This window comes from Ramlibacter sp. AN1133, assembly GCF_037890035.1.
Lineage (GTDB): Bacteria > Pseudomonadota > Gammaproteobacteria > Burkholderiales > Burkholderiaceae_C > Ramlibacter.
Map to the genome: position 1 here is coordinate 1 of NZ_JBBKTQ010000035.1, position 21,294 is coordinate 21,294.

At 69.9% G+C, this 21,294-nt stretch carries 18 protein-coding genes and 1 pseudogene; 4 read left to right on the forward strand and 15 right to left on the reverse strand.

The window, feature by feature from the left end; all coding sequences use genetic code 11:
- From WG923_RS28055 to WG923_RS28070, 4 genes are all read left to right on the forward strand, one after another.
- On the forward strand, window positions 1-223 hold a 223-nt coding region (locus WG923_RS28055; protein WP_340354333.1), incomplete at its 5' end, for an electron transfer flavoprotein subunit alpha/FixB family protein.
- A gap of 143 nt (window positions 224-366) precedes the next feature.
- Complete coding sequence (locus WG923_RS28060; RefSeq protein WP_340354334.1) at window positions 367-2,157, forward strand: acyl-CoA dehydrogenase; 1,791 nt, start codon at window positions 367-369, stop codon at window positions 2,155-2,157.
- Window positions 2,158-2,213: 56 nt separating this feature from the next.
- Window positions 2,214-3,182 carry an NAD(P)H-dependent flavin oxidoreductase gene (locus WG923_RS28065; RefSeq protein WP_340354335.1) on the forward strand — a complete coding sequence of 323 codons (969 nt, stop codon included), beginning with the start codon at window positions 2,214-2,216 and terminating at the stop codon, window positions 3,180-3,182.
- A gap of 79 nt (window positions 3,183-3,261) precedes the next feature.
- Entirely contained in the window at window positions 3,262-4,374 is a 1,113-nt protein-coding gene (locus tag WG923_RS28070) for a PA0069 family radical SAM protein (protein ID WP_340354336.1), read from the forward strand.
- A 3-nt stretch (window positions 4,375-4,377) separates the two neighbouring features.
- On the opposite strand, the gene WG923_RS28075 is transcribed toward WG923_RS28070, so the two are convergent.
- The 15 genes and pseudogenes from WG923_RS28075 to WG923_RS28145 form a co-directional block, all read right to left on the reverse strand.
- Window positions 4,378-4,926 carry a hypothetical protein gene (locus WG923_RS28075; RefSeq protein WP_340354337.1) on the reverse strand — a complete coding sequence of 183 codons (549 nt, stop codon included), beginning with the start codon at window positions 4,924-4,926 and terminating at the stop codon, window positions 4,378-4,380.
- 277 nt (window positions 4,927-5,203) lie between these two features.
- On the reverse strand, window positions 5,204-6,361 hold the full coding sequence (gene dnaJ, locus WG923_RS28080) for a molecular chaperone DnaJ (protein WP_340354338.1): 1,158 nt from the start codon (window positions 6,359-6,361) through the stop codon (window positions 5,204-5,206).
- A gap of 97 nt (window positions 6,362-6,458) precedes the next feature.
- A pseudogene (gene dnaK / locus WG923_RS28085) lies at window positions 6,459-8,438 on the reverse strand (molecular chaperone DnaK); the annotation flags it as partial.
- A gap of 74 nt (window positions 8,439-8,512) precedes the next feature.
- Window positions 8,513-9,070: a nucleotide exchange factor GrpE gene (gene grpE / locus WG923_RS28090; protein WP_340354339.1), complete on the reverse strand. Its 558-nt coding sequence runs from the start codon at window positions 9,068-9,070 to the stop codon at window positions 8,513-8,515.
- Window positions 9,071-9,297: 227 nt separating this feature from the next.
- On the reverse strand, window positions 9,298-10,113 hold the full coding sequence (locus WG923_RS28095; protein ID WP_340354340.1) for a phosphodiesterase: 816 nt from the start codon (window positions 10,111-10,113) through the stop codon (window positions 9,298-9,300).
- 15 nt (window positions 10,114-10,128) lie between these two features.
- Window positions 10,129-11,658, reverse strand: coding sequence for a choline-sulfatase (gene betC, locus WG923_RS28100; protein ID WP_340354341.1), 1,530 nt, complete (start codon window positions 11,656-11,658; stop codon window positions 10,129-10,131).
- Between the two features lie 5 nt (window positions 11,659-11,663).
- A complete protein-coding gene (locus tag WG923_RS28105; protein ID WP_340354342.1) occupies window positions 11,664-12,644 on the reverse strand; it encodes a tripartite tricarboxylate transporter substrate binding protein in 981 nt (326 codons plus the stop codon).
- Between the two features lie 47 nt (window positions 12,645-12,691).
- Window positions 12,692-14,362, reverse strand: coding sequence for a Na/Pi cotransporter family protein (locus tag WG923_RS28110; protein WP_340354343.1), 1,671 nt, complete (start codon window positions 14,360-14,362; stop codon window positions 12,692-12,694).
- Complete coding sequence (locus tag WG923_RS28115) at window positions 14,359-15,942, reverse strand: glycerol-3-phosphate dehydrogenase/oxidase (RefSeq protein ID WP_340354344.1); 1,584 nt, start codon at window positions 15,940-15,942, stop codon at window positions 14,359-14,361. The genes WG923_RS28110 and WG923_RS28115 overlap by 4 nt, the downstream gene beginning before the upstream one ends.
- A complete protein-coding gene (locus WG923_RS28120; RefSeq protein WP_340354345.1) occupies window positions 15,939-16,976 on the reverse strand; it encodes a LacI family DNA-binding transcriptional regulator in 1,038 nt (345 codons plus the stop codon). The genes WG923_RS28115 and WG923_RS28120 overlap by 4 nt, the downstream gene beginning before the upstream one ends.
- An 85-nt stretch (window positions 16,977-17,061) precedes the next feature.
- Window positions 17,062-17,412 (reverse strand): FKBP-type peptidyl-prolyl cis-trans isomerase, encoded by a 351-nt coding sequence (locus WG923_RS28125; protein WP_340354346.1) that lies wholly within the window; start codon window positions 17,410-17,412, stop codon window positions 17,062-17,064.
- A 17-nt stretch (window positions 17,413-17,429) separates the two neighbouring features.
- Complete coding sequence (locus tag WG923_RS28130) at window positions 17,430-18,596, reverse strand: fumarylacetoacetate hydrolase family protein (RefSeq protein WP_445322993.1); 1,167 nt, start codon at window positions 18,594-18,596, stop codon at window positions 17,430-17,432.
- Complete coding sequence (locus tag WG923_RS28135) at window positions 18,596-18,913, reverse strand: winged helix-turn-helix transcriptional regulator (RefSeq protein ID WP_340354348.1); 318 nt, start codon at window positions 18,911-18,913, stop codon at window positions 18,596-18,598. Before WG923_RS28135 ends, WG923_RS28130 begins: the two co-directional genes overlap by 1 nt.
- Before the next feature lie 114 nt (window positions 18,914-19,027).
- Complete coding sequence (locus tag WG923_RS28140) at window positions 19,028-19,513, reverse strand: MarR family winged helix-turn-helix transcriptional regulator (RefSeq protein ID WP_340354349.1); 486 nt, start codon at window positions 19,511-19,513, stop codon at window positions 19,028-19,030.
- Between the two features lie 6 nt (window positions 19,514-19,519).
- Entirely contained in the window at window positions 19,520-21,286 is a 1,767-nt protein-coding gene (locus WG923_RS28145) for an acyl-CoA dehydrogenase family protein (protein WP_340354350.1), read from the reverse strand.
- Window positions 21,287-21,294: the final 8 nt, after the last annotated feature.

Sequence of the window (21,294 nt, forward strand, 5' to 3'; positions counted from 1 at the left end):
ACCCAACGACCTGCAGGTCGGCCAGACCGGCAAGATCGTGGCGCCGCAGCTGTACATCGCCTGCGGCATCAGCGGCGCGATCCAGCACCTGGCCGGCATGAAGGACTCCAAGGTGATCGTGGCGATCAACAAGGATCCCGAAGCGCCGATCTTCAGCGTGGCCGACTACGGGCTGGAAGCGGACCTGTTCACCGCCGTGCCGGAACTGGTCAAGGCGCTGTAAGGCCATTTCCTCCCTCCCCCTCCGGGGGAGGGCTGGGGTGGGGGCGCTCCCGGCCGCCCGCCAGCGCCGAGCGCCCCCATCCCAGCCTTCCCCCGGAGGGGGAAGGAGCCCATCCCAAGACACACGCACACGGAGGAGCCGTCATGAGCTACACCGCCCCCCTCAAGGACATGCTGTTCGACATCGAGCATCTGGCCGGCATCGGGCAGATCGCGCAACTTCCCGGCTTCGAGGAAGCGGGCCTGGAGACCGCGCAGGCGGTGCTGGAGGAATGCGCGAAGTTCAACGAGGGCGTGGTGGCGCCGCTCAACGTCGACGGCGACCGGAACCCTTCGAGCTGGAAGGACGGCCAGGTCACGACCACGCCCGGCTTCAAGGAAGCCTATCGCCAGTACCGCGAAGGCGGCTGGCAGGGCCTGCAGCATCCGCAGGACTTCGGTGGCCAGGGCCTGCCCAAGACCATAGGCGCGGCCTGCAGCGAGATCCTCAACGCCGCGAACCTGAGTTTCGCGCTGTGCCCCCTGCTGACCGACGGCGCCATCGAGGCGCTGCTGACCGCGGCCTCCGACGAGGTGAAGTCCGTGTACCTGGAAAAGCTCGTCACCGGCGAGTGGACCGGCACGATGAACCTGACCGAGCCGCAGGCGGGCAGCGACCTCGCGCAGGTGCGCACCCGCGCCGAGCCGCAGCCTGACGGCACCTACAAGGTCTTCGGCACCAAGATCTTCATCACCTACGGCGAGCACGACATGGCGGACAACATCGTCCACCTCGTGCTGGCCCGCATCCCGGGCGCGCCCGAGGGCGTCAAGGGCATCAGCCTGTTCGTGGTGCCGAAGGTCCTGGTGAACGCCGACGGCTCGAAGGGCGCGCGCAACGACGTGCACTGCGTGAGCATCGAGCACAAGCTGGGGATCAAGGCTTCGCCGACGGCGGTGCTGCAGTTCGGCGACCAGGGTGGGGCCACCGGCTACCTCGTGGGCCAGGAGAACCGCGGCCTCGAGTACATGTTCATCATGATGAACGCCGCCCGCTACGCGGTGGGCGTGCAGGGCATCGCGGTCTCCGAGCGCGCCTACCAGAAGGCGGTGGAATACGCGCGCGACCGCGTGCAGTCGCGCCCGGTAGACGGTTCGGTGAACGGCCCCGCGCCCATCATCGTGCACCCGGACGTGCGCCGCATGCTCATGACCATGCGCGCCATCACCGAGGGCTGCCGCGCCATGGCCTGCGTGGCCGCCGCGGCCTACGACGCCGCGCACCACCACCCCGATGCGGCGACGCGCAAGCAGAACCAGGCCTTCTACGAATTCCTGGTGCCGCTGGTGAAGGGCTACAGCACCGAGTCCAGCATCGAAGTCGCATCGCTGGGCGTGCAGGTGCACGGCGGCATGGGTTTCATCGAGGAGACCGGCGCGGCGCAGTACTACCGCGACGCCCGCATCCTCACCATCTACGAAGGCACGACGGCGATCCAGGCCAACGACCTCGTGGGCCGCAAGACGGCCCGCGACGGCGGCCAGACGGCGCAGGCGATCGCGGCGCAGATCGAGAAGACCGAAGGTGAACTGGGCCAGCGCGCGAGCGCCGACGCCAGGGCCATGGCCAAGCGCCTCGGCGCCGCGCGCAAGGCCTTCCTCGACGTCGTGGGCTTCGTGGTGCAACAGGGCAAGTCGTCCCCGAACGCGGTGTTCGCCGGCTCGGTGCCTTACCTGATGCTGGCGGGCAGCCTGGTGGCCGGCTGGCAACTCGCGCGCGCGCTGCTGGTGGCCGAGGACCTGCTGTCCAAGGGCGAGGACGCCGGCTTCCTGCGCGCCAAGATCGCCACCGCGCGCTTTTTCGCCGACCACATCCTGGCGAAGGCGCCGGGCCTGCGCGACAGCATCGTGGAAGGCGGCGAGAGCGTGACCGCGCTGCCGCTCGAAGCGTTCTGATTCATCGCTGGGGTGCGCGCGCTGACGCGGCGCACCACCAGCCCACAGGAGAACCGATGTCGAAACTGCCGCGCGCCTTGCGCAACCTGCCGCTGCCGGTGATCGCCTCGCCGATGTTCATCGTCAGCAACCCGAAGCTGGTGATCGCGCAATGCACGTCCGGAGTGGTGGGCTCGATGCCGGCGCTGAATGCGCGGCCGGCGTCGCAGCTCGACGAGTGGCTGCACGAGATCGAGGAAGCGCTTGCCGCGCACGACCGGGCCCACCCGGAGGCGCCGGCCGCGCCGTACGCGATCAACCAGATCGTGCACAAGAGCAACGACCGGCTGGAGCACGACATGGAAGTCGTGGTCCGCCGCAAGGTGCCGATCGTGATCACCTCCCTGGGCGCGCGCACCGACGTGAACGAGGCGGTCCACTCCTACGGCGGCATCGTGCTGCACGACATCATCAACAACACCTTCGCGCGCAAGGCGGTCGAGAAGGGCGCCGACGGCCTCATCGCGGTGGCCACGGGCGCGGGCGGCCACGCGGGCATCAAGAGCCCGTTCGCGCTGGTGCAGGAGATCCGCGAATGGTTCGACGGGCCGGTCGCCCTGTCGGGGTCCATCGCCACCGGCGGCGCGGTGCTCGCCGCGCAGGCCATGGGCGCGGACTTCGCGTACATCGGCTCGGCCTTCATCGCCACGCACGAGGCCCGCGCGGCGGAGGCGTACAAGCAGATGATCGTCGACGGCACGTCCGACGACATCGTGTACTCGAACCTCTTCACCGGCGTGCACGGCAACTACCTCAAGCCGAGCATCCGCGCCGCGGGGCTCGATCCGGAGAACCTGCCGGAGAGCGATCCGAGCAAGATGAGTTTCGGCAGCGACCGCAAGGCCTGGAAGGACATCTGGGGTTGCGGGCAGGGCATCTCGGCGGTCAAGGAGATCACGCATGCCGCCGACCTCGTTGCGCGGCTGAAGCGCGAGTACGCGCAGGCCCGCGAGCGCCTCGCCATGCCTTCGCTCGCCACGGTGTAGCCGCGCGCGGCGGGCTTCGCGGCGCCGCCTTTACACCTGCCGGCGTGCCGGCGTCCTTGATTTGGGTCATACTGTATGCATGAACAGTGTGGACCGGAGCACCGCCAACACGGCGGAAGAGGTGCGGGTGCCGCTCTCCGCGATCAAGGGGCGCGGCACGGCCACGCGCTTTCCCCACCGCTTCGAGCAGGACGCGCGCGAGGCCTTCGATGACGGCTGGCTGCGCGACGAGGAAGACATCGCCGCCCTCCCGCGCACCGAGGTGATCTGGGAAACGGCCAAGAGCATCATCACCGGCAACGATTCCCCGGACATCTACTTCAACCGGTCGATCAACCCGTACCGCGGCTGCGAGCACGGCTGCATCTACTGCTACGCCCGGCCGACGCACAGCTACCTGAACCTGTCGCCGGGGCTGGACTTCGAGACCAGGATCATCGCCAAGCGCAACACGCGCGAGCTGCTGCGAGCGGAGCTGGCGCGCCGCGCGTACCGCCCGGAGCTGATCGCCATCGGCACGGCCACCGACTGCTACCAGCCGGTGGAGCGCGAGCTGCGCCTGACGCGTGCCGTGATCGAAGTGATGCAGGAGGCCCGCCACCCCTTCGCGCTGGTGACGAAGTCGAGCGGGGTGGAACGCGACCTCGACCTGATCGCGCCCATGGCGCAGCAGGGGCTCGCCGCGATCTACGTGACCATCACCACGCTGGACGCAGAGCTGGCACGCAAGCTGGAGCCGCGGGCGGCCGCACCGCACCGGCGGCTGCGGCTGCTGCGCACGCTGGCCGAACACGGCATCCCTTGCGGCGTGAGCCTGGCGCCGCAGATCCCGTTCCTGAACGACGACATGGAGCAGGTGCTGGAAGCCGCCTGGGAGGCCGGCGCGCGCGAGGCCTTCTACCACGTGCTGCGGCTGCCCTGGGAGGTGGCGCCGCTGTTCCGCCAGTGGCTGCAGATGCACTACCCGGACCGCGCCCGGCGCGTGATGCACCGCGTGCAGGAAATGCGCGGCGGCAAGGATTACGACAGCGATTTCGCCACCCGCATGAAGGGCAGCGGCGCGTGGGCCGACCTGATCGCGCAGCGCTTTCGCAAGACGGCGGCGCGCCTCGGCTTCAACGCCAAGAAGACGGACTTCCGCACCGACCTGTTCCGGCCGCCCTCGCCCGAAGGGCAGGCGAGCCTGTTCTGAGGGTCAGCCGGCCGCGAGCACTCCGGCCAGGAACACGACGGCCGCGATCACGCCGCCGACCAGGTTGGCCCTGGCCTGCGCCGGGCCCGAGACGCGCCGCAGCGCGTGGTTCCAGACCCAGACGATCGGCAGCACGGCGAGCACCAGGACCAGCGCGAGCACCTGCCAGCGCAGGAAGTTCGTCCAGGCGGGCAGCAGCGAGCGAGAGGGACCGTGCCAGAGGATTTCGATGGGCAGCTGCTGGCTCCAGAGGCCGCAGGCCACCAGGGTGCCGACCAGCAGGGCGACGGTGATGGCGAAGCGGATCGTGCGGCGCCAGCCGAACATGCTGAGGAAGACGCCGTTGGCGCCGCCCAGGAGCAGCACGGAGGCCAGCGCGCTGCGGACGTCCGGCGCCGTCCCCGCCAGCAGCCGCCACAGCCCCACGTTGCAGGCGATCGCCAGCCAGAGGCTGGCGCCGAACACCAGCCAGGAGGGATGCGTGGCGACGCGGCTCTCGCCCGGCATCAGGAGGGAGGAGTAGCCTGTGCTGCGAAAGAGCTTCAGGGCCATGCCCGGCATTGTCGCCGCCGGGCTGCGTTCTGCCCACTGGGGGTGCAGGGGAGGTGTGCCTTTGGGGCGACAGAGGCGTGACACGTCATCCCCGCGGAGGCGGATCCAGGCTCCCCAAAAGAGAAGGCGGCCATTGGCCGCCCTCTGGGTCCCCGCCTGCACGGGGGTGACGCCGCTTACGCGTTGAAGAAGCCCTTCAACCTGTAGCTCCGGCATGACAAGCCGGCAAGGCCGGCAGTTGTCAGCCTCCGCTACCAAACTGCGGCCTCTTCAATGCTCACGCATTGAAGAATCCTTTCAGTTTGTCAGCCCAGGATTCCTCGTTCGGCGAGTGCTTGGCCCCGCCCTTCTTCAGCGATTCGTCCAGGTCCTTCAGCAGCTTGCGCTGGTGCTCGGTCAGCTTCACCGGGACTTCCACCGCGACGTGGCAGTACAGGTCGCCGGGGTAGTTGGAGCGCACGCCCTTGATCCCCTTGCCGCGCAGGCGGAACTGCTTGCCGGCCTGGGTACCCTCGGGGATGTCGATGGCGGCCTTGCCATCGAGCGTCGGTACTTCGATCTCGCCGCCCAGCGCCGCCCGCGCAATGCTCACCGGCACCACGCAATGCAGGTCGTCGCCGTCGCGCTCGAAGATCGGGTGCTTCTTGAGCCGGATCTCGATGAACAGGTCGCCCGGCGGGCCGCCGTTGGTGCCGGGTTCGCCGTTGCCGGCGCTGCGGATGCGCATGCCGTCGTCGATGCCGGCGGGGATCTTCACCTCCAGCGTCTTCTGGCGCTTGACCTTGCCCGCGCCGTGGCAGGTGGTGCAGGGCTCGGGAATGATCTTGCCGGTGCCGCGGCAGTGCGGGCAGGTCTGCTGCACGCTGAAGAAGCCCTGGCGCATCTGCACCACGCCCGCCCCATGGCAGGTCGTGCAGGTCTTGGCCTGGGTGCCGGGCTTGGCGCCGCTGCCGTGGCAGGTCTCGCACTCGTCCCAGGACGGGATGCGGATCTGCGCGTCCTTGCCCTTGGCCGCTTCCTCCAGCGAGACCTCCATCGCGTACGACAGGTCGGCGCCGCGATAGACCTGGCGTCCGCCCCGGGCGCCGCCGCGGCCGGCCTGCTGGCCGAAGATGTCGCCGAAGATGTCGCCGAAGGCTTCCGCGAAGCCGCCGAAGCCCTCCGGACCGCCGCCCATGCCGCCGCGCATGTTCGGGTCCACGCCGGCGTGGCCGAACTGGTCGTAGGCCGAGCGCTTCTCGGCGTCCGACAGCATCTCGTAGGCTTCCTTGGCCTCCTTGAAGCGCGCCTCCGCGTCCTTGGCGCCGGCGTCCGCCCCCTGGTTGCGGTCAGGGTGGTACTTCATCGCCAGCTTGCGATAAGCCTTCTTGATCTCTTCGTCCGAAGCGTTCTTGGGAACGCCGAGGACTTCGTAGTAATCGCGTTTCGTGGCCATTGTTTTCAGGAGTACTGCAAGCAATAACGCCGCGTTGACCTGCGCGCAAGCGTCAGAGTCGAACGCGGCGAGTCAAACCGGCGCCAGGGGGCCGCGTTCAACCTTTCTTGACTTCCTTCACTTCCGCGTCGACGACGTTGTCGTCGTTCGCGGGGCGCGAGGCTCCGCCGCCGCCCTGCGCGGACGCTTCGGGGCCCGCGCCGGCCGCACCGGCACCCGCGGCGCCGCCGGCGGCCTGCTGCGAGGCGTACATCTGCTCCGCGAGCTTGTGGCTCACCTGCATCAGCGCGTTGGTCTTGGCCTCGATGGCCGCCTTGTCTTCCGACTTCAGCGTCTCTTCGAGCTCCTTGATCGCGGCTTCGATCTTCGTCTTCTCGGACGCGTCGACCTTGTCGCCGTACTCGGTCAGGCTCTTGCGCACGCTGTGCGCCAGCGCCTCGCCCTGGTTGCGGGCGTTCACCAGTTCCAGCTTGATCTTGTCCTCGGCCGCGTTCTGCTCGGCGTCCTTGACCATCTTCTCGATCTCGGCTTCCGTGAGGCCCGAGTTCGCCTTGATGGTGATCTTGTTCTCCTTGCCCGTGCCCTTGTCCTTGGCGGACACGTGCAGGATGCCGTTGGCGTCGATGTCGAAGGTCACCTCGATCTGCGGCAGGCCGCGCGGCGCCGGCGGGATGCCTTCGAGGTTGAACTCGCCCAGCAGCTTGTTGCCCACCGCCACGTCGCGCTCGCCCTGGTAGACCTTGATGGTCACGGCCGGCTGGTTGTCGTCGGCCGTCGAGAAGGTCTGCGCGAACTTGGTCGGGATCGTGGTGTTCTTCTTGATCATCTTCGTCATCACGCCGCCGAGGGTCTCGATGCCCAGCGACAGCGGGGTGACGTCCAGCAGCAGCACGTCCTTGCGCTCGCCCGAGAGCACCTGGCCCTGGATGGCGGCGCCGACGGCCACGGCCTCGTCGGGGTTGACGTCCTTGCGCGGCTCCTTGCCGAAGAACTCCTTGACCTTCTCCTGCACCTTGGGCATGCGCGTCATGCCGCCCACCAGGATCACGTCCTGGATGTCGTTGACGGACACGCCGGCGTCCTTGATCGCGGTGCGGCACGGCTCGATCGTGCGCGAGATCAGCTCGTCGACCAGCGCTTCGAGCTTGGCGCGCGTGAGCTTGATGTTCAGGTGCTTCGGACCGGAGGCATCGGCCGTCACGTACGGCAGGTTGATGTCGGTCTGCGTGCTGTTGGACAGCTCGATCTTCGCCTTCTCCGCCGCTTCCTTCAGGCGCTGCAGGGCGAGCACGTCCTTGGTCAGGTCGACGCCCTGTTCCTTCTTGAACTCGGTGACGATGTAATCGATGATGCGCTGGTCGAAGTCCTCGCCGCCCAGGAAGGTGTCGCCGTTGGTGGAGAGCACTTCGAACTGCTTCTCGCCTTCCACGTCCGCGATCTCGATGATCGAGATGTCGAAGGTGCCGCCGCCCAGGTCGTACACGGCGATCTTGCGGTCGCCCTTGCCGTGCTTGTCCAGGCCGAAGGCCAGGGCCGCGGCGGTGGGCTCGTTGATGATCCGCTTGACGTCCAGGCCGGCGATGCGGCCGGCGTCCTTGGTGGCCTGGCGCTGCGAGTCGTTGAAGTAGGCCGGCACCGTGATCACGGCATCGGTCACTTCCTCGCCGAGGTAGTCCTCGGCGGTCTTCTTCATCTTGCGCAGCACTTCGGCGGAAATCTGCGGAGGCGCCAGCTTCTTGCCGCGCTCCTCGATCCAGGCGTCGCCGTTGTCGGCGGCCACGATCTTGTAGGGCATCAGGTCGATGTCCTTCTGCACTTCCTTCTCGGTGAACTTGCGGCCGATCAGTCGCTTGACGGCATAGAAGGTGTGCTTCGGATTGGTGACGGCCTGGCGCTTGGCGGAAGCGCCGACGAGGATCTCGCCGTCTTCCTGGTAGGCCACGATCGACGGCGTGGTGCGGCCGCCTTCCGAGTTCTCGATGACCTTGACGTTGTTGCCTTCCATGATGGCAACGCACGAGTTGGTCGTGCCCAGGTCAATGCCGATGATCTTTCCCATGCTCTTTCTCCTTGATTGTTCCGGCCTCGAGGGCTGTGAATCAGTCTGTGCGGTAGTTGTGGATAACTGTTACGGATTCAAGGCAGTGCCAGCTATTTGGCCGCTGCGACCGTCACCAGGGCGGGGCGCAGCACGCGGTCGGCAATGGAGTAGCCCTTCTGCAGTACCGTGACCACCGTGTTGGGCTCCTGGTCGGCGGGCACGACGGAGATCGCCTGGTGCTGGTGGGGATCGAACTTCGTCCCGGCGGCGGGGTTGATCTCGATCACCTTGTTGCGCTCGAGCGCCGCCTTCAGCTGGCGCAGCGTGGCCTCGGCGCCCTCGCGGATCTGTTCGGAAGTGGCGTCCTTGTGGGCGAGGCCGGCCTCGAGGCTGTCGCACACCGGCAGCAGGCTTTCGGCGAAGCCTTCCACGGCGAACTTGCGCGCCTTGGACACTTCGTCCTCGGCGCGGCGGCGCACGTTCTGCATCTCGGCCTGCGAGCGCAGGAACTGGTCGGCGAGCTCGGCGTTCTTGGCACTGAGCCGGGCCACCTGCTCCTGCCAGTCGCCATCGGCGGAAGGGGATTGCGCAGGCGCATCGTTGGCCGCCTGCTCCACGGTTGCGCCGTCGTTGGGACGGTCGCTGTCGGTCTGGACGTTGTCGGGCATTGCGAGGACGTTCGTGTTCTGGAAAGACGGGCTGAAGCTTGGGGCAGGGCAGGGGTTTTCAAGCCGGGCCTGCCGCGGCATGGGCCGAAAGTTCCCGGCACCCCGGGGCAGGCGCCGGAAAGTGCGGGATTCGCCGGAAGGTGCGGGATTCTAAGTCGGCGGCGCAGCGCCGCTGTCCCCGGGGCCGTCGGCGCCGGGGCTCGGGGGCCGCCGGCCCCGGCGCACGCTCAGTCGATGAGCTTGTCGCCTTCGTGGAACGGATGCGGCCCTTCGTAGCTGCCCGAGGCGGCCAGGTGGGTGACGACGCGGCCGCGTCCGTCCAGTGCCAGCACGCGGAAGCCGGGGGGCTCCAGCATCCAGCACGAGGGGGCCTCGGGATCGAGGTCCAGCGTCACCTGGTGGGCGGGAGCCGGCGAAGTGCAGGCGATCGTGCCGCCGAAGCGCACCTCGATGCTGCGGTGCAGGTGGCCGCAGATCACCCGTTCGACGTTCGGATGGCGCGCGACGATGGCCTCCAGCCGGCCGGCGCCCTCGCGCAGCCCGATCTTGTCCATGTGGCCGATCAGCGTCTCGAAGGGCGGATGGTGCATGGCGACCACCACCGGCACGTCGCGGTGCGCATGCAGTTCGGATGCGAGCCAGTCCAGCCTGTCGTCGCACAGCCGCCCGTGGCTGTGGCCGGGGTCGCAGGTGTCCAGCGCGATCAGGCGCATGCCGGCGGCGGCCACGGAGTACTGGACGAAGCCCGAAGTCCCGAGATACGCATGCGACGGGAAGCTGCGCCGCATCTGCTCGCGGTCGTCGTGGTTGCCGGGCAGCAGGTAGATGGGCATGTCCAGCGGCGCCAGCAGGTCCTGCAGGTGCGCGTATTCCTGCGGCCGGCCGAAATCGGTCAGGTCGCCGGTGATCACGACGGCCTGCGGGCGCTGGCGCAGGGCGAGCACCGAGCGCACCGCGCGGCGCAGGTACGGGGCGGTGTCGATGCGGCCGTAGGCGAGGCGCCCGGGTTCGCGGATGTGGAGGTCGGTGAGTTGGACGATCATGCAGATGGCAATGGCTCAGGACGGCGCGACGAAGGGGAAGCGCGCCAGCGCCTTGGCGCCCGCGGCGCCATGGGATCGGACGAAGCGCTGGCTGTCGTCGCGGTGGGCCTGGTAGTCCCAGGTCGGCCTCGGTTCGGTGGCGGCGGCGGCTTCCTTCAGGTACAGCCGGCGGCGCTGGCTGGCCAGCACGCGGCGCAGCACCGCGTCGCCGTCCCAGTCGCGCAGCACGGCGGCGCGCAGCTCCGACTCGATGGCCGCGACGTCCTCGCGCCCGGCGAGGTTGCGCAGTTCGTCGGGGTCGGCGCGCAGGTCGAACAGCTGCGGCGGGTGGCCGTGGGTGTGGATGTACTTGTGGCTGCCGCGCCGGACCATGCGGGCCGGGGCGATCACGCCCATGTCGGTGTACTCGGAGACCACCTGGCGCTGCGTGAGCGCGTCCGCGGCGCCGGCCAGCAAGGGCGACCAGGAGCTGCCGTCCACCGGCTCGGGCCAGTCGCCGGGGCCGCCCGCCCAGTCCACGAGCGTGGGCAGCAGGTCCACCAGCGAGACGGGCGCCTGCACGCGGCGCGCGCCCTTGCGTCCCGGTTCGCGCACCAGCAGGGGCACGCGCACGGAAGGCTCGAAGAAGGTCTGCTTGTACCACATGCCCCGCTCGCCCAGCATCTCGCCGTGGTCGGAGGTGAAGACGACGATGGTGTCGTCGGCCATGCCGCATTCGCCCAGCGTGCGCAGCAGGCGGCCGACCTTGTCGTCGATGTAGGAGATGTTGGCGTAGTAGGCGTGGCGGGCGTTGCGCACCTGCTCGTCGGAGACCGGCTGCAGGTCCGCGCCGTGCGAGGCATGCAGCCACTGGCTGTGCACGTCGCGCTGCTCCACCGGGATCGGGGCCACGCGCGGCAGGTCGATGTCGTCGTGACGGTAGCGGTCCCACCACTCGCGCCCCGCGGTGTACGGCGGGTGCGGATGGCTGAAGGACACCGCCAGGAAGAAGGGCTTGCGCCGCGGCCGGCGCGCCAGGTCGTACAGGTGCTGCACCGCGAGCTGTTCGACCTCGTCGTCGTAGTCCATCTGCAGGCTGCGCACGCAGGTGCCCGCCTGCAGCACGTTGACCATGCTGATGCCGGAGGGGCGGTCGCGCGGGCCGGCGGCCCAGTTGGGGGTCCACGCGAAGTCCGCCGGGTAGATGTCGGTGGTGAGGCGCTCGGCGAAGCCGTGCAGCTGGTCCGGGCCGATGAAGTGCATCTTGCCCGAAAGCACCGTGTGGTAGCCCGCGCGCGCCAGCAGGTGCGCGAACGTGGGCCGCGACGCGGGCAGTTCGCTGGCGTTGTCGAAGGCATCGATGGACGTCGGCAGCCGGCCCGTCATCATCGAGAAGCGCGACGGCGCGCAGATCGGCGAATTGCAGTACGCCGCCTCGAAGATGGCGGCGTCTTCGGCCAGCGCCTGCAGGTGGGGCGCGCGCACGATCCGCCCGCCGTGGAACGGCAGCGGCGCGGCCGCCATCTGGTCGACCTGGATGAAGAGGATGTTCGGGTGGCGCGCCATGGCCGTCAGTCGATCTGCACGCCCGCGGCCTTGATCACCCTGGCCCACACCGCGCGTTCCTGCTTCACGCGCGCGGCGAACTCCGCCGGCGTCGAGGTCTCCACGTCCGCGCCCTGCTTGGCGAAGAAGGCCTGCACCTCGGGCTTGGCCAGCACCGCATGCACTTCCTTCGTGAGGCGGGCGACCACGGGTTGCGGCGTTCCGGCCGGCGCCATCAGCCCGTACCAGGACTCCACCGCGAAGCCGGGCAGCGCGGCGTTCATGGTCGGATATTCCGGCGTGGCCGCCGAGCGCCTGGCACCGGACACCGCCAGCGCACGCAGCTTGCCCGCGCGCACGAAGGGCAGCGCCAGCGGCGTGTTGACGAAGGCGAAGGCCGTCTGGCCCGCGACCAGGTCGCTGACCGCCTGCGTCGCGCTCTTGTACGGGACGTGGGTCACGTTCAGGCCGGCCATCGCCTTGAACATCTCGCCCGAGAGGTGGTTGGAGGTGCCGTTGCCGAAGGACGCGTAGCTGAGGGCGCCGGGCCGCGACTTCGCCAGGGCCACCAGTTCCTGCACGCTCTTCGCCGGCACCGAGGGATTCACCACGAGCAGGTTGGGCACCGAGGCGACCAGCGAGATCGGGCTGAAGCTCTTCTCCGGGTCGAAGGGCAGCGAGCGGTACAGCTCCGGGTTGATCGTGTGCGTGCCCGTGGTGGCCATCACCAGCGTGTAGCCGTCCGGTGCCGACTTCGCCGCGGCGTCGACACCGAGGTTGCCGCCCGCGCCCGCGCGATCGTCCACGACCACGCTCTGCCCCAGGGCCTCGCCGAGGTGCTGCGCCAGCACGCGGGTGAGGATGTCCACGCCGCCGCCGGCCGCGAACGGCACGATGATGCGGATCGGCCGGGCGGGCCAGGTTTCCGCGTGCGCGCAGGCGAGGGGCAGCAGCGCCGCGCAGGCGGCCAGTGCGGCGGAGGAAAGGAGTCGGCGTTGGATCTTCATGGGGGGTCTGTCGTCGAGGGGGAACGGGTTGGGGTCGCGGGCCTGCGCTAGCAGGTCTGCGGCAGGCTCGCGGATGCCGCGCATGCAGGCTCGGCCTCCTGGCGCGGTGCGTGCGCAGCTTCGAGCACCGGATACGCGGTGGCGCAGAGGTGGGAGTTGATGCGCCGCAGGTCGCGGATCAGGTCCAGGTGCAGCGAACTGGTCTGGATGCTGGCGGCGGTGTTGTCGGCCAGCCGCCCGAGGTGGCTTTCCTCGTACGAGCGTTCGAGCTCGCCGAAGGCGGCCTTTTCCTCCAGCAGGCGGCGCGCGTCCGGTTCCGATCCGCTCAGGAACACGCTCATGCCGAGCCGCAGGTTCTCGACCAGGCGCGCATGCAGTGCATGGATCTCGGCGAGGCCCGCGTCCGAGAAGCAGCGGCCGGTGCCGATCTTGCGCTCCTCGATGTCCGCCAGGATGCTCTCGATGATGTCGCCGACCTGCTCCAGGTTGATGGTGAAGCGCATGATCTCCTTCCAGCGGCGGCGCTCCTGCGCATCGAGCACTTCGGGGGAGATCCTGGTCAGGTAGTACTTGATGGACGAATAGAGCGCGTCGACCTCGTCGTCCCTGCTGCGCAGGGCCTGCGACAGGCCCAGGTCGTTCGCCTCGATCACGCGCGGGATGCCGCGCAGCATGGTCTCGACGACGTCGGCCTGGTGCAATGCCTCGCGCGCGGCGCAGGAGATCGCGACCGAGGGCGTGGTCAGCGCGGTCGGGTGCAGGTGGCGCAGGCGTTCGGTCGACCCCGGCACGGCCGGCTGGCGCAGCAGGCGTTGCACGAGCGCGGCGACCGGGGCGGTGAGGCCCAGGAAGCCGATCGCGATCAGCGCATTGACGCAGACGTGGAAGCCGACGGCCAGCGCCGCGGGGTGCTGCACGCGCGGTGCGGCCAGCGCGAGGAACAAGGGAACGAAGGGCGCCATCGCCAGCACGCCGCCCGCCTTGAAGACCAGGTTGCCCAGGGGCACCTGGCGCACTTCGGGCGCGGCCCGGGCCACGCCCAGCACGCCCAGCAGCCCCGAGCCGAGGTTCGCGCCGAGCACGAGGCCCAGCGCGGTGTCCACCGGCAGCACCCCGAGCCCGGCGAGCGCCGCGGTCAGCAGCACGACGGCCAGGCTGGAATACGCCGCGATGGTGAGCAGCGCCCCCACCGTGATCTCCAGCAGGATGTCGCCGCCGAGCGCGCCCAGCAGTTCACGCAGCGCCTGCGCCCGCACCAGGTCGCCGGTCGCCTCGGAGATCAGGCGCAGCGCCAGCAGCATCAGCCCCAGGCCAATCAGCGTGCGGCCGGCGCGGCCGGCGGTGGAATCCTGGCCCCACGTGAAGAGCACCACGCCGACGAAGATGAAGAAGGGCGACAGCCACGTCAGCTTGAGCGAGAACACCACGGCCATGAGGCTGGAGCCGAGGTCGGCGCCCAGCATCGCGGCCAGCGCCGCCGGCAGCGGGACGAGGCCCTGTCCCGCGAACGACGCGACGATCATCCCGGTGGCGGTGCTGGACTGGACCAGCACCGTCACGCCGAGCCCCGCCGCGGCCGCCGCGCAGCGGTTGCCCAGGTGCGTCGAGAGGAAGTGCCGCAGCCCCGGGCCGAAGGTGGCGAGCACGCCGGCCTTCACGATCGAGGTGCCCCACACCAGCAGCGCCACGGCGGCGAGGAGATTGAGCAGGTGGGTCACGCGGCACCCCGGTGCACGTTGGCGTAGTGGGCCGCGAGGTCCAGGAAGGCGGGCAGTTCGGGATCGCGCCCGGTTTCCTCCTGCAGGATCGCGGCCACGGCGGCGGCGCATCCGGCAGCGGCCCAGGCGTCGAGGAACAGCAGGCGCGAGCGCCGGGCCAGCACGTCTTCGACCGTCCTGGCGTACTCGTGCCGGGCGGCGAAGCGCACCATGGCTTCCGTCAGGCCGCGCCCCAGCACCCGCCCGGCACCCGGCAGGGCGAGCACCTGCGGCGCCTCGCTGCCGTAGGAGTGGTAGCCCGGCCCCTGCCACAGCGGCGTGCCGGTGGGCACGTGTCCGAGCAACCGCAGCCCGCGGGTGGACCCGGGCCGGTGCGGCAGCAGGCGCGAGCGCATGCAGTGCTCGATCACGTGCTGCGCCGTGGAGCGGTAGGTGGTCCACTTGCCGCCGGTGACGGTGACGAGCTTCGAGTCGCCGACGTGGATGGTGTGCTCGCGGCTGACCGCACTGGTGGCGCGGTGGGCGGCCCTTGCATCGTGGGCGAGCGGGCGCAGGCCGGCCCAGGCGCTGCGGATGTCGCGCCGTTGCGGCGCCTTGTGCAGGTAGCGGCCGACCTCGTCGAGGATCAGGTCGATCTCGTGGCCGTAGGGCAGGGGCTCGGGGGGCGCATCCTGGCGTGCCGTGTCGGTGGTGCCGATCAGCGTGGAGCCGAGCCACGGCACGGCGAACACCACGCGGCCGTCGCGCGTCTTCGGGATCAGCAGGGCCTCGGTGTTGGGCCAGAACGACTGGTCCACGACGATGTGCGCACCCTGGCTGGGGCGCACGGTGCTGGCAGCGGGTTCGCGGGCATCGAGGCCCCGCACCGAATCGACCCACACGCCGGTGGCGTTGACGACGCACGCGGCCTGCACCTCGTAGCGCCTGCCGGTCTCCGTGTCCGTGCAGGCAAGGCCCGCGACGCGCCCGTCGCCGTCATGGAGCAGGCGTTCGACGCGGCAGTAGTTGATGACGAGGCTGCCCATCGCCGCCGCCGTGCGCGCGACCAGCAGGGCCAGCCTGGCGTCGTCGAACTGGCCGTCCCAGTAGCGCACCGCGCCGCGCAGCTGCTGCCGCGAGAGGTTGGCGACGCTGCCGCCGAAGTCCCTGGTTCGCAGCAGGCGGGTGGGGCCGGCGCTGGCGGGGCCCGCCATCCAGTCGTAGAGCTTCAGGCCCGCGGTGTATCTGGCCAGCTCCGAGGACGAGTACGCCGGCACCACGAAGGACAGCGGCTGCGCCACGTGCGGTGCGTTCGCGAAGAGGGTGGTGCGCTCGCGCAGGGCCTCGCGCACCAGGCCGAACTGCCCCTGCCCGAGGTAGCGCACGCCGCCATGCAGCAGCTTGGTGGCGCGCGAGGACGTGCCCTTGGCCAGGTCCGCCGCCTCGAGCAGCAGCGTGCGAAAGCCGCGCGCGGTGGCCTCCAGCGCGACGCCCACGCCGGTGGCGCCGCCACCGATCACCACCACGTCGAAGGACGGCCTGGATTCGAGTTGCCCGAACAACGCAGCCCGTGCGGCTGCCTTCTCCCCGACGTCGCTCAAACCGCACTCCGTCCCGTCGTCGGGTTGCCGGCCCAGGCGCACGAGCCGCCGTCGCGGAAGCTCCATGCCAGCCAGCGGCTGTCGGCATGCGACAGCTTCCGGCCCGCGGCCAGTGCGGCGGTGACGATCTCCACCGCCGCGCGGCCGATCTCTTCGTTCGGCTGCACCACGGTGGTCAGCACCGGGGTGAGGTCCTTGCCGAGTTCGATGCCGTCGAAGCCCACGATCGAGATGTCGCGCGGCACCGCCAGGCCTTCCCTGCTGCAGGCCTGGATGGCCCGCAAGGCGATCAGGTCGTTCGAGCAGATCAGCGCCGTGGGCCGGTCCGCGCGCGCGATCCAGGCCTGGATGTGGCCCGCGGGCGCATCGAACGGAATCTCCAGCAGCTGCGGCTGCAGGCCCGCGGCTTCCATGCCGGCGACGTAGCCGCGGTGGCGTTGCTGCGCGCGGTCGGACGCGGCGAGCTGCCCGGAAACCATGGCGATGCGCGCATGGCCGCTGCGGGCCAGCCGGCCCACGAGTTCGGTCACGGCGGCGACGCTGTCCACCGAGACGCACGGGTGCCCCTCGTGGCGGTTGTAGGCCAGCACGTAAGGGGTGCCTGCCGCGTCCAGGCGCTGGAGCGCGACGGAACTGGCGGGGTTGGAGACCACCAGGATCATCGCGTCCGCGCTGCCCGCCATCAGCACATTGACGGCGCGCTCCTCCTGCGCCAGGTCGTATTCGGTGGTGAGCGGAACGATGGAGTAGCCGGCCGCCGTCGCGCTGCGCGCGATGCCCTGCAGGCATTCGGCGAAGACGGGGTTCAGCAGCGTGGGCAGGACGATGCCCAGCACCCGGCTGCGCTGCGTGCGCAGCGTCCGGGCGCTGGCGTTGGGGAAATAGCCGAGCGTGCGGGCCGCCGTCTCCACGCGCCGCCGTGCGTCCTGGGCGACGCGGTCCGGGTGGTTGAAGACCCGGGAGACGGTCGCGACGGAGACCTGGGCCTCCCGCGCAACGTCCTGGACCGTCGCTTGTAATCGATTACATTGCATTTCGACGCGAGTATCCACCGTCGGGCAGACGGCTCGCGTCAGGGAAACCCCTTAGGTCAAGGCGGCAGCGTGAAATCCGCGCGCTTCAGCGCGTCTGGAGCAGTTCGACGTCGAACTTGAGCGTCGCGTTCGGCGGGATCACCCCGCCCGCGCCGCGCGCGCCGTAACCGAGCTGCGGCGGGATGAGCAGCGTGCGCTTGCCGCCCACCTTCATGCCGGCCACGCCTTCGTCCCAGCCCTTGATCACCATGCCCGCACCGAGCGAGAACTCGAACGGGTCGTTGCGGTCGCGGCTGGAGTCGAACTTGGCGCCCTGCACGCCGTTGTTGTACAGCCAGCCGGTGTAGTGCACGCGCACGGTCTGGCCGGACTTCGCCTCGGGGCCGCTGCCAACGAGTTCGTCTTCGTACTGCAGGCCGGAGGGGGTGGTGATCATGTTGTTCTTTCGTGAGTTCAGAGGAGGCCGCGGCGGGCCAGGTCGCGCATCAGCGCGCCGGCGCCGTAACGCCACGGCTCGATGCGGTCGCTGGTGTTGACGCGGTTCACGAGTGTACCGAGCGACGGCGTGGCGATGGCCACGATGTCCCCGACCATGTGCGTGAAGCCCAGCCCGGGCCCGTGCCGGTCCTGCGTCGGCGCGAACATGGTCCCCAGGAAGAGCACCAGCCCGTCGGGATACTGGTGATTCGGCCCGATCGCGTGCTCGACGAGGTCGAGCGGGTCGCGGCTGATCATCGAGATGTTGCTGGAACCGGAGAGCTGGAAGCCCTCGGGGCCGATCACCTTCATCGACAGTTCGGCCTGCCGGACTTCGTCGATGCCGAACTGCGCGTCGAACAGGCGGATGAAGGGGCCGATCGCGCAGCTCGCGTTGTTGTCCTTGGCCTTGCCCAGGAGCAGCGCGCTGCGGCCTTCGAAGTCGCGCAGGTTGACGTCGTTGCCGAGCGTGGCGCCCACCGTCTCGCCGCGGCTGTTGACCACCAGCACGATCTCCGGCTCGGGGTTGTTCCACTCGCTGCCGGGATGGATGCCGATCTCGGCGCCCGTGCCCACCGCGCTCAGGGGCTGCGACTTGGTGAAGATCTCGGCATCGGGACCGATGCCGACCTCGAGGTACTGCGACCACAGCTTGCGCGCGACCAGCACCTCCTTCAGGCGCATCGCGTCGGGCGAGCCGGGGCGCACCTTGGAGAGGTCGTCGCCGATCACGGCCACGACTTCGCGGCGCACCGATTCCGCCAGCGCCGGATTGCCGCGCGCCTGCTCCTCGATCACGCGTTCCAGCATCGAGGCGACGAAGGTCACGCCCGCAGCCTTGATCGCCTGCAGGTCGCAGGGCGCGAGCAGCCACGGCGTCTCGTCCACGCGCTTGTCGGCGGAACTGTTGGCGATCACCTCGTGCAGCGAGGCGAGCCGGGGCGCGTGGTGCGCCTGCACGGCCGCCGCGGGGTCGGGCAGTTCCAGCAGCGCGCTGCAGGTGGGCGCGAGCTTCGACAGGTCGTAGATGGCCTGGTCATCGGCCCGCACCAGCACCGGGCCCTGGCCCTCGATCCAGACGCGGCCCACGAGCGTGGCCTGCTGCGCATCGGCGGGCAGCGTCGCCTTGAGGAAGTCTTGCATCACGTCGGCAGTTTTTTCTTGGCCTGCGCGGCGGCCCAGCGCGCGGCGAAGGGTTGCAGGTCGCCCAGGCGCTTGAGCAGGTCCGCCCCGCTGGCCGTCACACTGTACCCTTCGCCGTTGTGGCCCATGAGGCCCGCTTCGCGCAGTTCCTTGATGCGGGTGTTGAGCGTGTTGGGCGTGATGCCGCCCACGCTGTCCTGCAGCAGGCGGAAGGTCTGGGGATGGCCGTCGCGCAGCGCCCACAGCACGCGCATGGCATACCGCGCCTCCAGCAGCGCGAGCAGCTGGCTCATGGCGGCATTCTCCTTGGAACTCATTCGCGCGCGGCCTCCGGCGCCCGGCGAGGGGCGGGGATGCGAGTGTACGCAGGTCCTGCTATGCAAACAATAGCAGGCGTGACACCGGCGCAACGCAAGCGCGGGACTGACTCCCTAGTCCGCCTTGTAGACTTTCTTGAGCAGCCGCAGCAGGGTCTGCAGCTCCGCCGGGCTCAGGCGGGCGCCGATCTCGGCCTCCAGGCCGGCGGCCGTGCGTTCCGCATCGCGCATCAGCTTCTGTCCCCCAGGTGTCAGGTGCAGGCCCATCGCGCGGCCGTCGCGCGGGTGCGGCATGCGGGACAGCAGCTCGCGCTTTTCCAGCGCGTTGAGCATGCCCACCAGGTTGGGCGGCAGGATGCCCAGCGTGGCGCAGAGTTGCCGCGAGGTGATGCCCGGGTTGTGGTGGATCAGCGAGAGCACCGAGAAGTCCACCGGCTTGAGCTGGTAGGGCGCCATGCCTTGCAGGAAGCGGTCGATCGCGGCCAGCGCGGCGCGGCGCGCGTTGTAGCCGACCAGGCTTTCCAGGAAGCTGGTGTCGATCTCCTCCACGGCCGGCGCGGCGGCCGCGGTGCGGGGAATGGATGTCGTCGGGCGGGCCATGGGTCCTCAGTCCACCGGGGCGGCTTGCGCGGCGGCCGCGGCTTCGCATTGCGTGCGCAGGATCTGCAGCCGCAGCTCGAACTCGGGCAGGATGCGCAGGCGGGCGGCCGCGGCGGCTTCGCGCCAGCGCGCGCTGGCGGCACCGGGCGCGCTTTCGATGCGGCGCCAGGCCCATGCGAACAGGGCCAGGCCCACGGAGCGCAGGTAGTCGTCGGCCGCTTCGTAGGGCAGGGTGGGCGCGTGCGCGCTTTCGGCGGCGAGGGTGCGGGTCACCTCGCGCAGCGCGGCGAAGCGCGCCTGCACGTCCTCGTCGTCCCGCAGGTCCGCTTCCAGTGCGTGCAACAGCTCCGCGAGCGCCGCGCCGCCGTCGGGCAGCACCTTTCGCAGCAGCAGGTCGATCGCCTGGATCTCGTTGGTGCCCTCGTAGATCATCGTGATGCGCGCATCGCGCACGATCTGCTCGATGCCCCATTCCTTCACGTAGCCGTGGCCGCCGAAGACCTGCAGCAGGCGGCTGGCGCCGCCGAAACCCTGCTCGGTGCACAGGGCCTTGAGCACGGGTGTCACGAGGCTGCACCACTGCTGCGCGGATGCGCGCCGCTGCACGTCGGGATGGTGACGCGCGATGTCGAGTTCGAGGCCGGTGCGGTAGGCGAGCACGCGCAGGCCGTCGACCCAGGCGCGCTCCGTCTGCAGGATGCGCTGGATGGCCGGGTGGCGCACGATGGGATCGGCCGCGCCCTCGCCGCGCAGCGCGCCGGGCGCGCGCATCTGCGTGCGCTCCCGCGCATACGCATGCGCCTTCTGCCACGCGGCATCGAGCAACCCGATGCCCTGCAGGGCGACGTGCAGCCGTGCCGCGTTCATCATCACGAACATGGCGTTGAGGCCGCGGCCCGGTTCGCCGATGCGCCAACCCGTGGCGCCGTCGAAGCGCAGCACGCAGGTGGGGCTGCCGTGCAGGCCCATCTTCTCTTCGATGCGCTCGCAGGTGATGAAATTGTGCGTGGACGTGCCCCCACCCCGGCCCTCCCCCGGAGGGGGAGGGAGAGGAACACCTTCGGGGAGCACCTTCGGGGCGAGGAACAGCGACAGGCCCTTGGGCCCCGGCGGCGCGCCCGGTTCGCGCGCCAGCACGAGGTGCACGATGTTGTCCGTGAGGTCGTGCTCCCCGCCGGAGATGAAGATCTTGGTGCCGGTGATGCGGTGGCTGCCGTCGGCCTGCGGGACGGCCTGCGTGCGCACCTGCCCGAGGTCGCTGCCCGCATGCGCTTCGGTCAGGCACATGGTCGCCAGCCACTCGCCGCTGGCGATCCTGGGCAGATAGCGCGCCTTCAGCTCGGGGCTGCCGTGGTGCTTCACGCACTCGTAGGCCCCGTGCAGCAGGCCCGGCGCCATGGTCCATCCGTGGTTGGCGCCGGTGAGCATCTCGTACAGCACGCCCTCCAGCACCCAGGGCAGCCCCTGCCCGCCGTCCTCGGGCGCGCAGGCGAGCGACGGCCACCCTGCCTGCCAGAACGCGCGGTAGGCTTCGGCGAAGCCCGGTGGCGTGAGCACGCGTCCATCCTCCAGCCGGCACCCGGGCGCGTCACCCGTGGCCTGCAGCGGCGACACGACTTCGGCCACGAACTTCGCCGCTTCCTCGAGCACCTGCGTGAGCAGGTCCGCATCCGCTTCCCGCAACGCCGGCAGCGCCTGCAAGGCCGTGCCCGCATCGAGCACGTCGAACAGCAGGAAGCGGTGGTCGGCTGAGGAAGGCGGGTAGTGGGCCATCGTGCGGT

What these genes read in the sequence shown, in the direction of transcription:
- WG923_RS28130 (WP_445322993.1), bottom strand. Translation starts at nt 18,596, where the DNA reads ATGCAAGACTTCCTCAAGGCGACGCTGCCCGCCGATGCGCAGCAGGCC.
- betC (WP_340354341.1), bottom strand. Translation starts at nt 11,658, where the DNA reads ATGGCGCGCCACCCGAACATCCTCTTCATCCAGGTCGACCAGATGGCG.
- WG923_RS28105 (WP_340354342.1), bottom strand. Translation starts at nt 12,644, where the DNA reads ATGAAGATCCAACGCCGACTCCTTTCCTCCGCCGCACTGGCCGCCTGC.
- WG923_RS28120 (WP_340354345.1), bottom strand. Translation starts at nt 16,976, where the DNA reads ATGCAATGTAATCGATTACAAGCGACGGTCCAGGACGTTGCGCGGGAG.
- WG923_RS28135 (WP_340354348.1), bottom strand. Translation starts at nt 18,913, where the DNA reads ATGAGTTCCAAGGAGAATGCCGCCATGAGCCAGCTGCTCGCGCTGCTG.
- WG923_RS28065 (WP_340354335.1), top strand. Translation starts at nt 2,214, where the DNA reads ATGTCGAAACTGCCGCGCGCCTTGCGCAACCTGCCGCTGCCGGTGATC.
- WG923_RS28145 (WP_340354350.1), bottom strand. Translation starts at nt 21,286, where the DNA reads ATGGCCCACTACCCGCCTTCCTCAGCCGACCACCGCTTCCTGCTGTTC.
- WG923_RS28125 (WP_340354346.1), bottom strand. Translation starts at nt 17,412, where the DNA reads ATGATCACCACCCCCTCCGGCCTGCAGTACGAAGACGAACTCGTTGGC.
- WG923_RS28075 (WP_340354337.1), bottom strand. Translation starts at nt 4,926, where the DNA reads ATGGCCCTGAAGCTCTTTCGCAGCACAGGCTACTCCTCCCTCCTGATG.
- grpE (WP_340354339.1), bottom strand. Translation starts at nt 9,070, where the DNA reads ATGCCCGACAACGTCCAGACCGACAGCGACCGTCCCAACGACGGCGCA.
- WG923_RS28070 (WP_340354336.1), top strand. Translation starts at nt 3,262, where the DNA reads ATGAACAGTGTGGACCGGAGCACCGCCAACACGGCGGAAGAGGTGCGG.
- WG923_RS28060 (WP_340354334.1), top strand. Translation starts at nt 367, where the DNA reads ATGAGCTACACCGCCCCCCTCAAGGACATGCTGTTCGACATCGAGCAT.
- WG923_RS28095 (WP_340354340.1), bottom strand. Translation starts at nt 10,113, where the DNA reads ATGATCGTCCAACTCACCGACCTCCACATCCGCGAACCCGGGCGCCTC.
- WG923_RS28140 (WP_340354349.1), bottom strand. Translation starts at nt 19,513, where the DNA reads ATGGCCCGCCCGACGACATCCATTCCCCGCACCGCGGCCGCCGCGCCG.
- dnaJ (WP_340354338.1), bottom strand. Translation starts at nt 6,361, where the DNA reads ATGGCCACGAAACGCGATTACTACGAAGTCCTCGGCGTTCCCAAGAAC.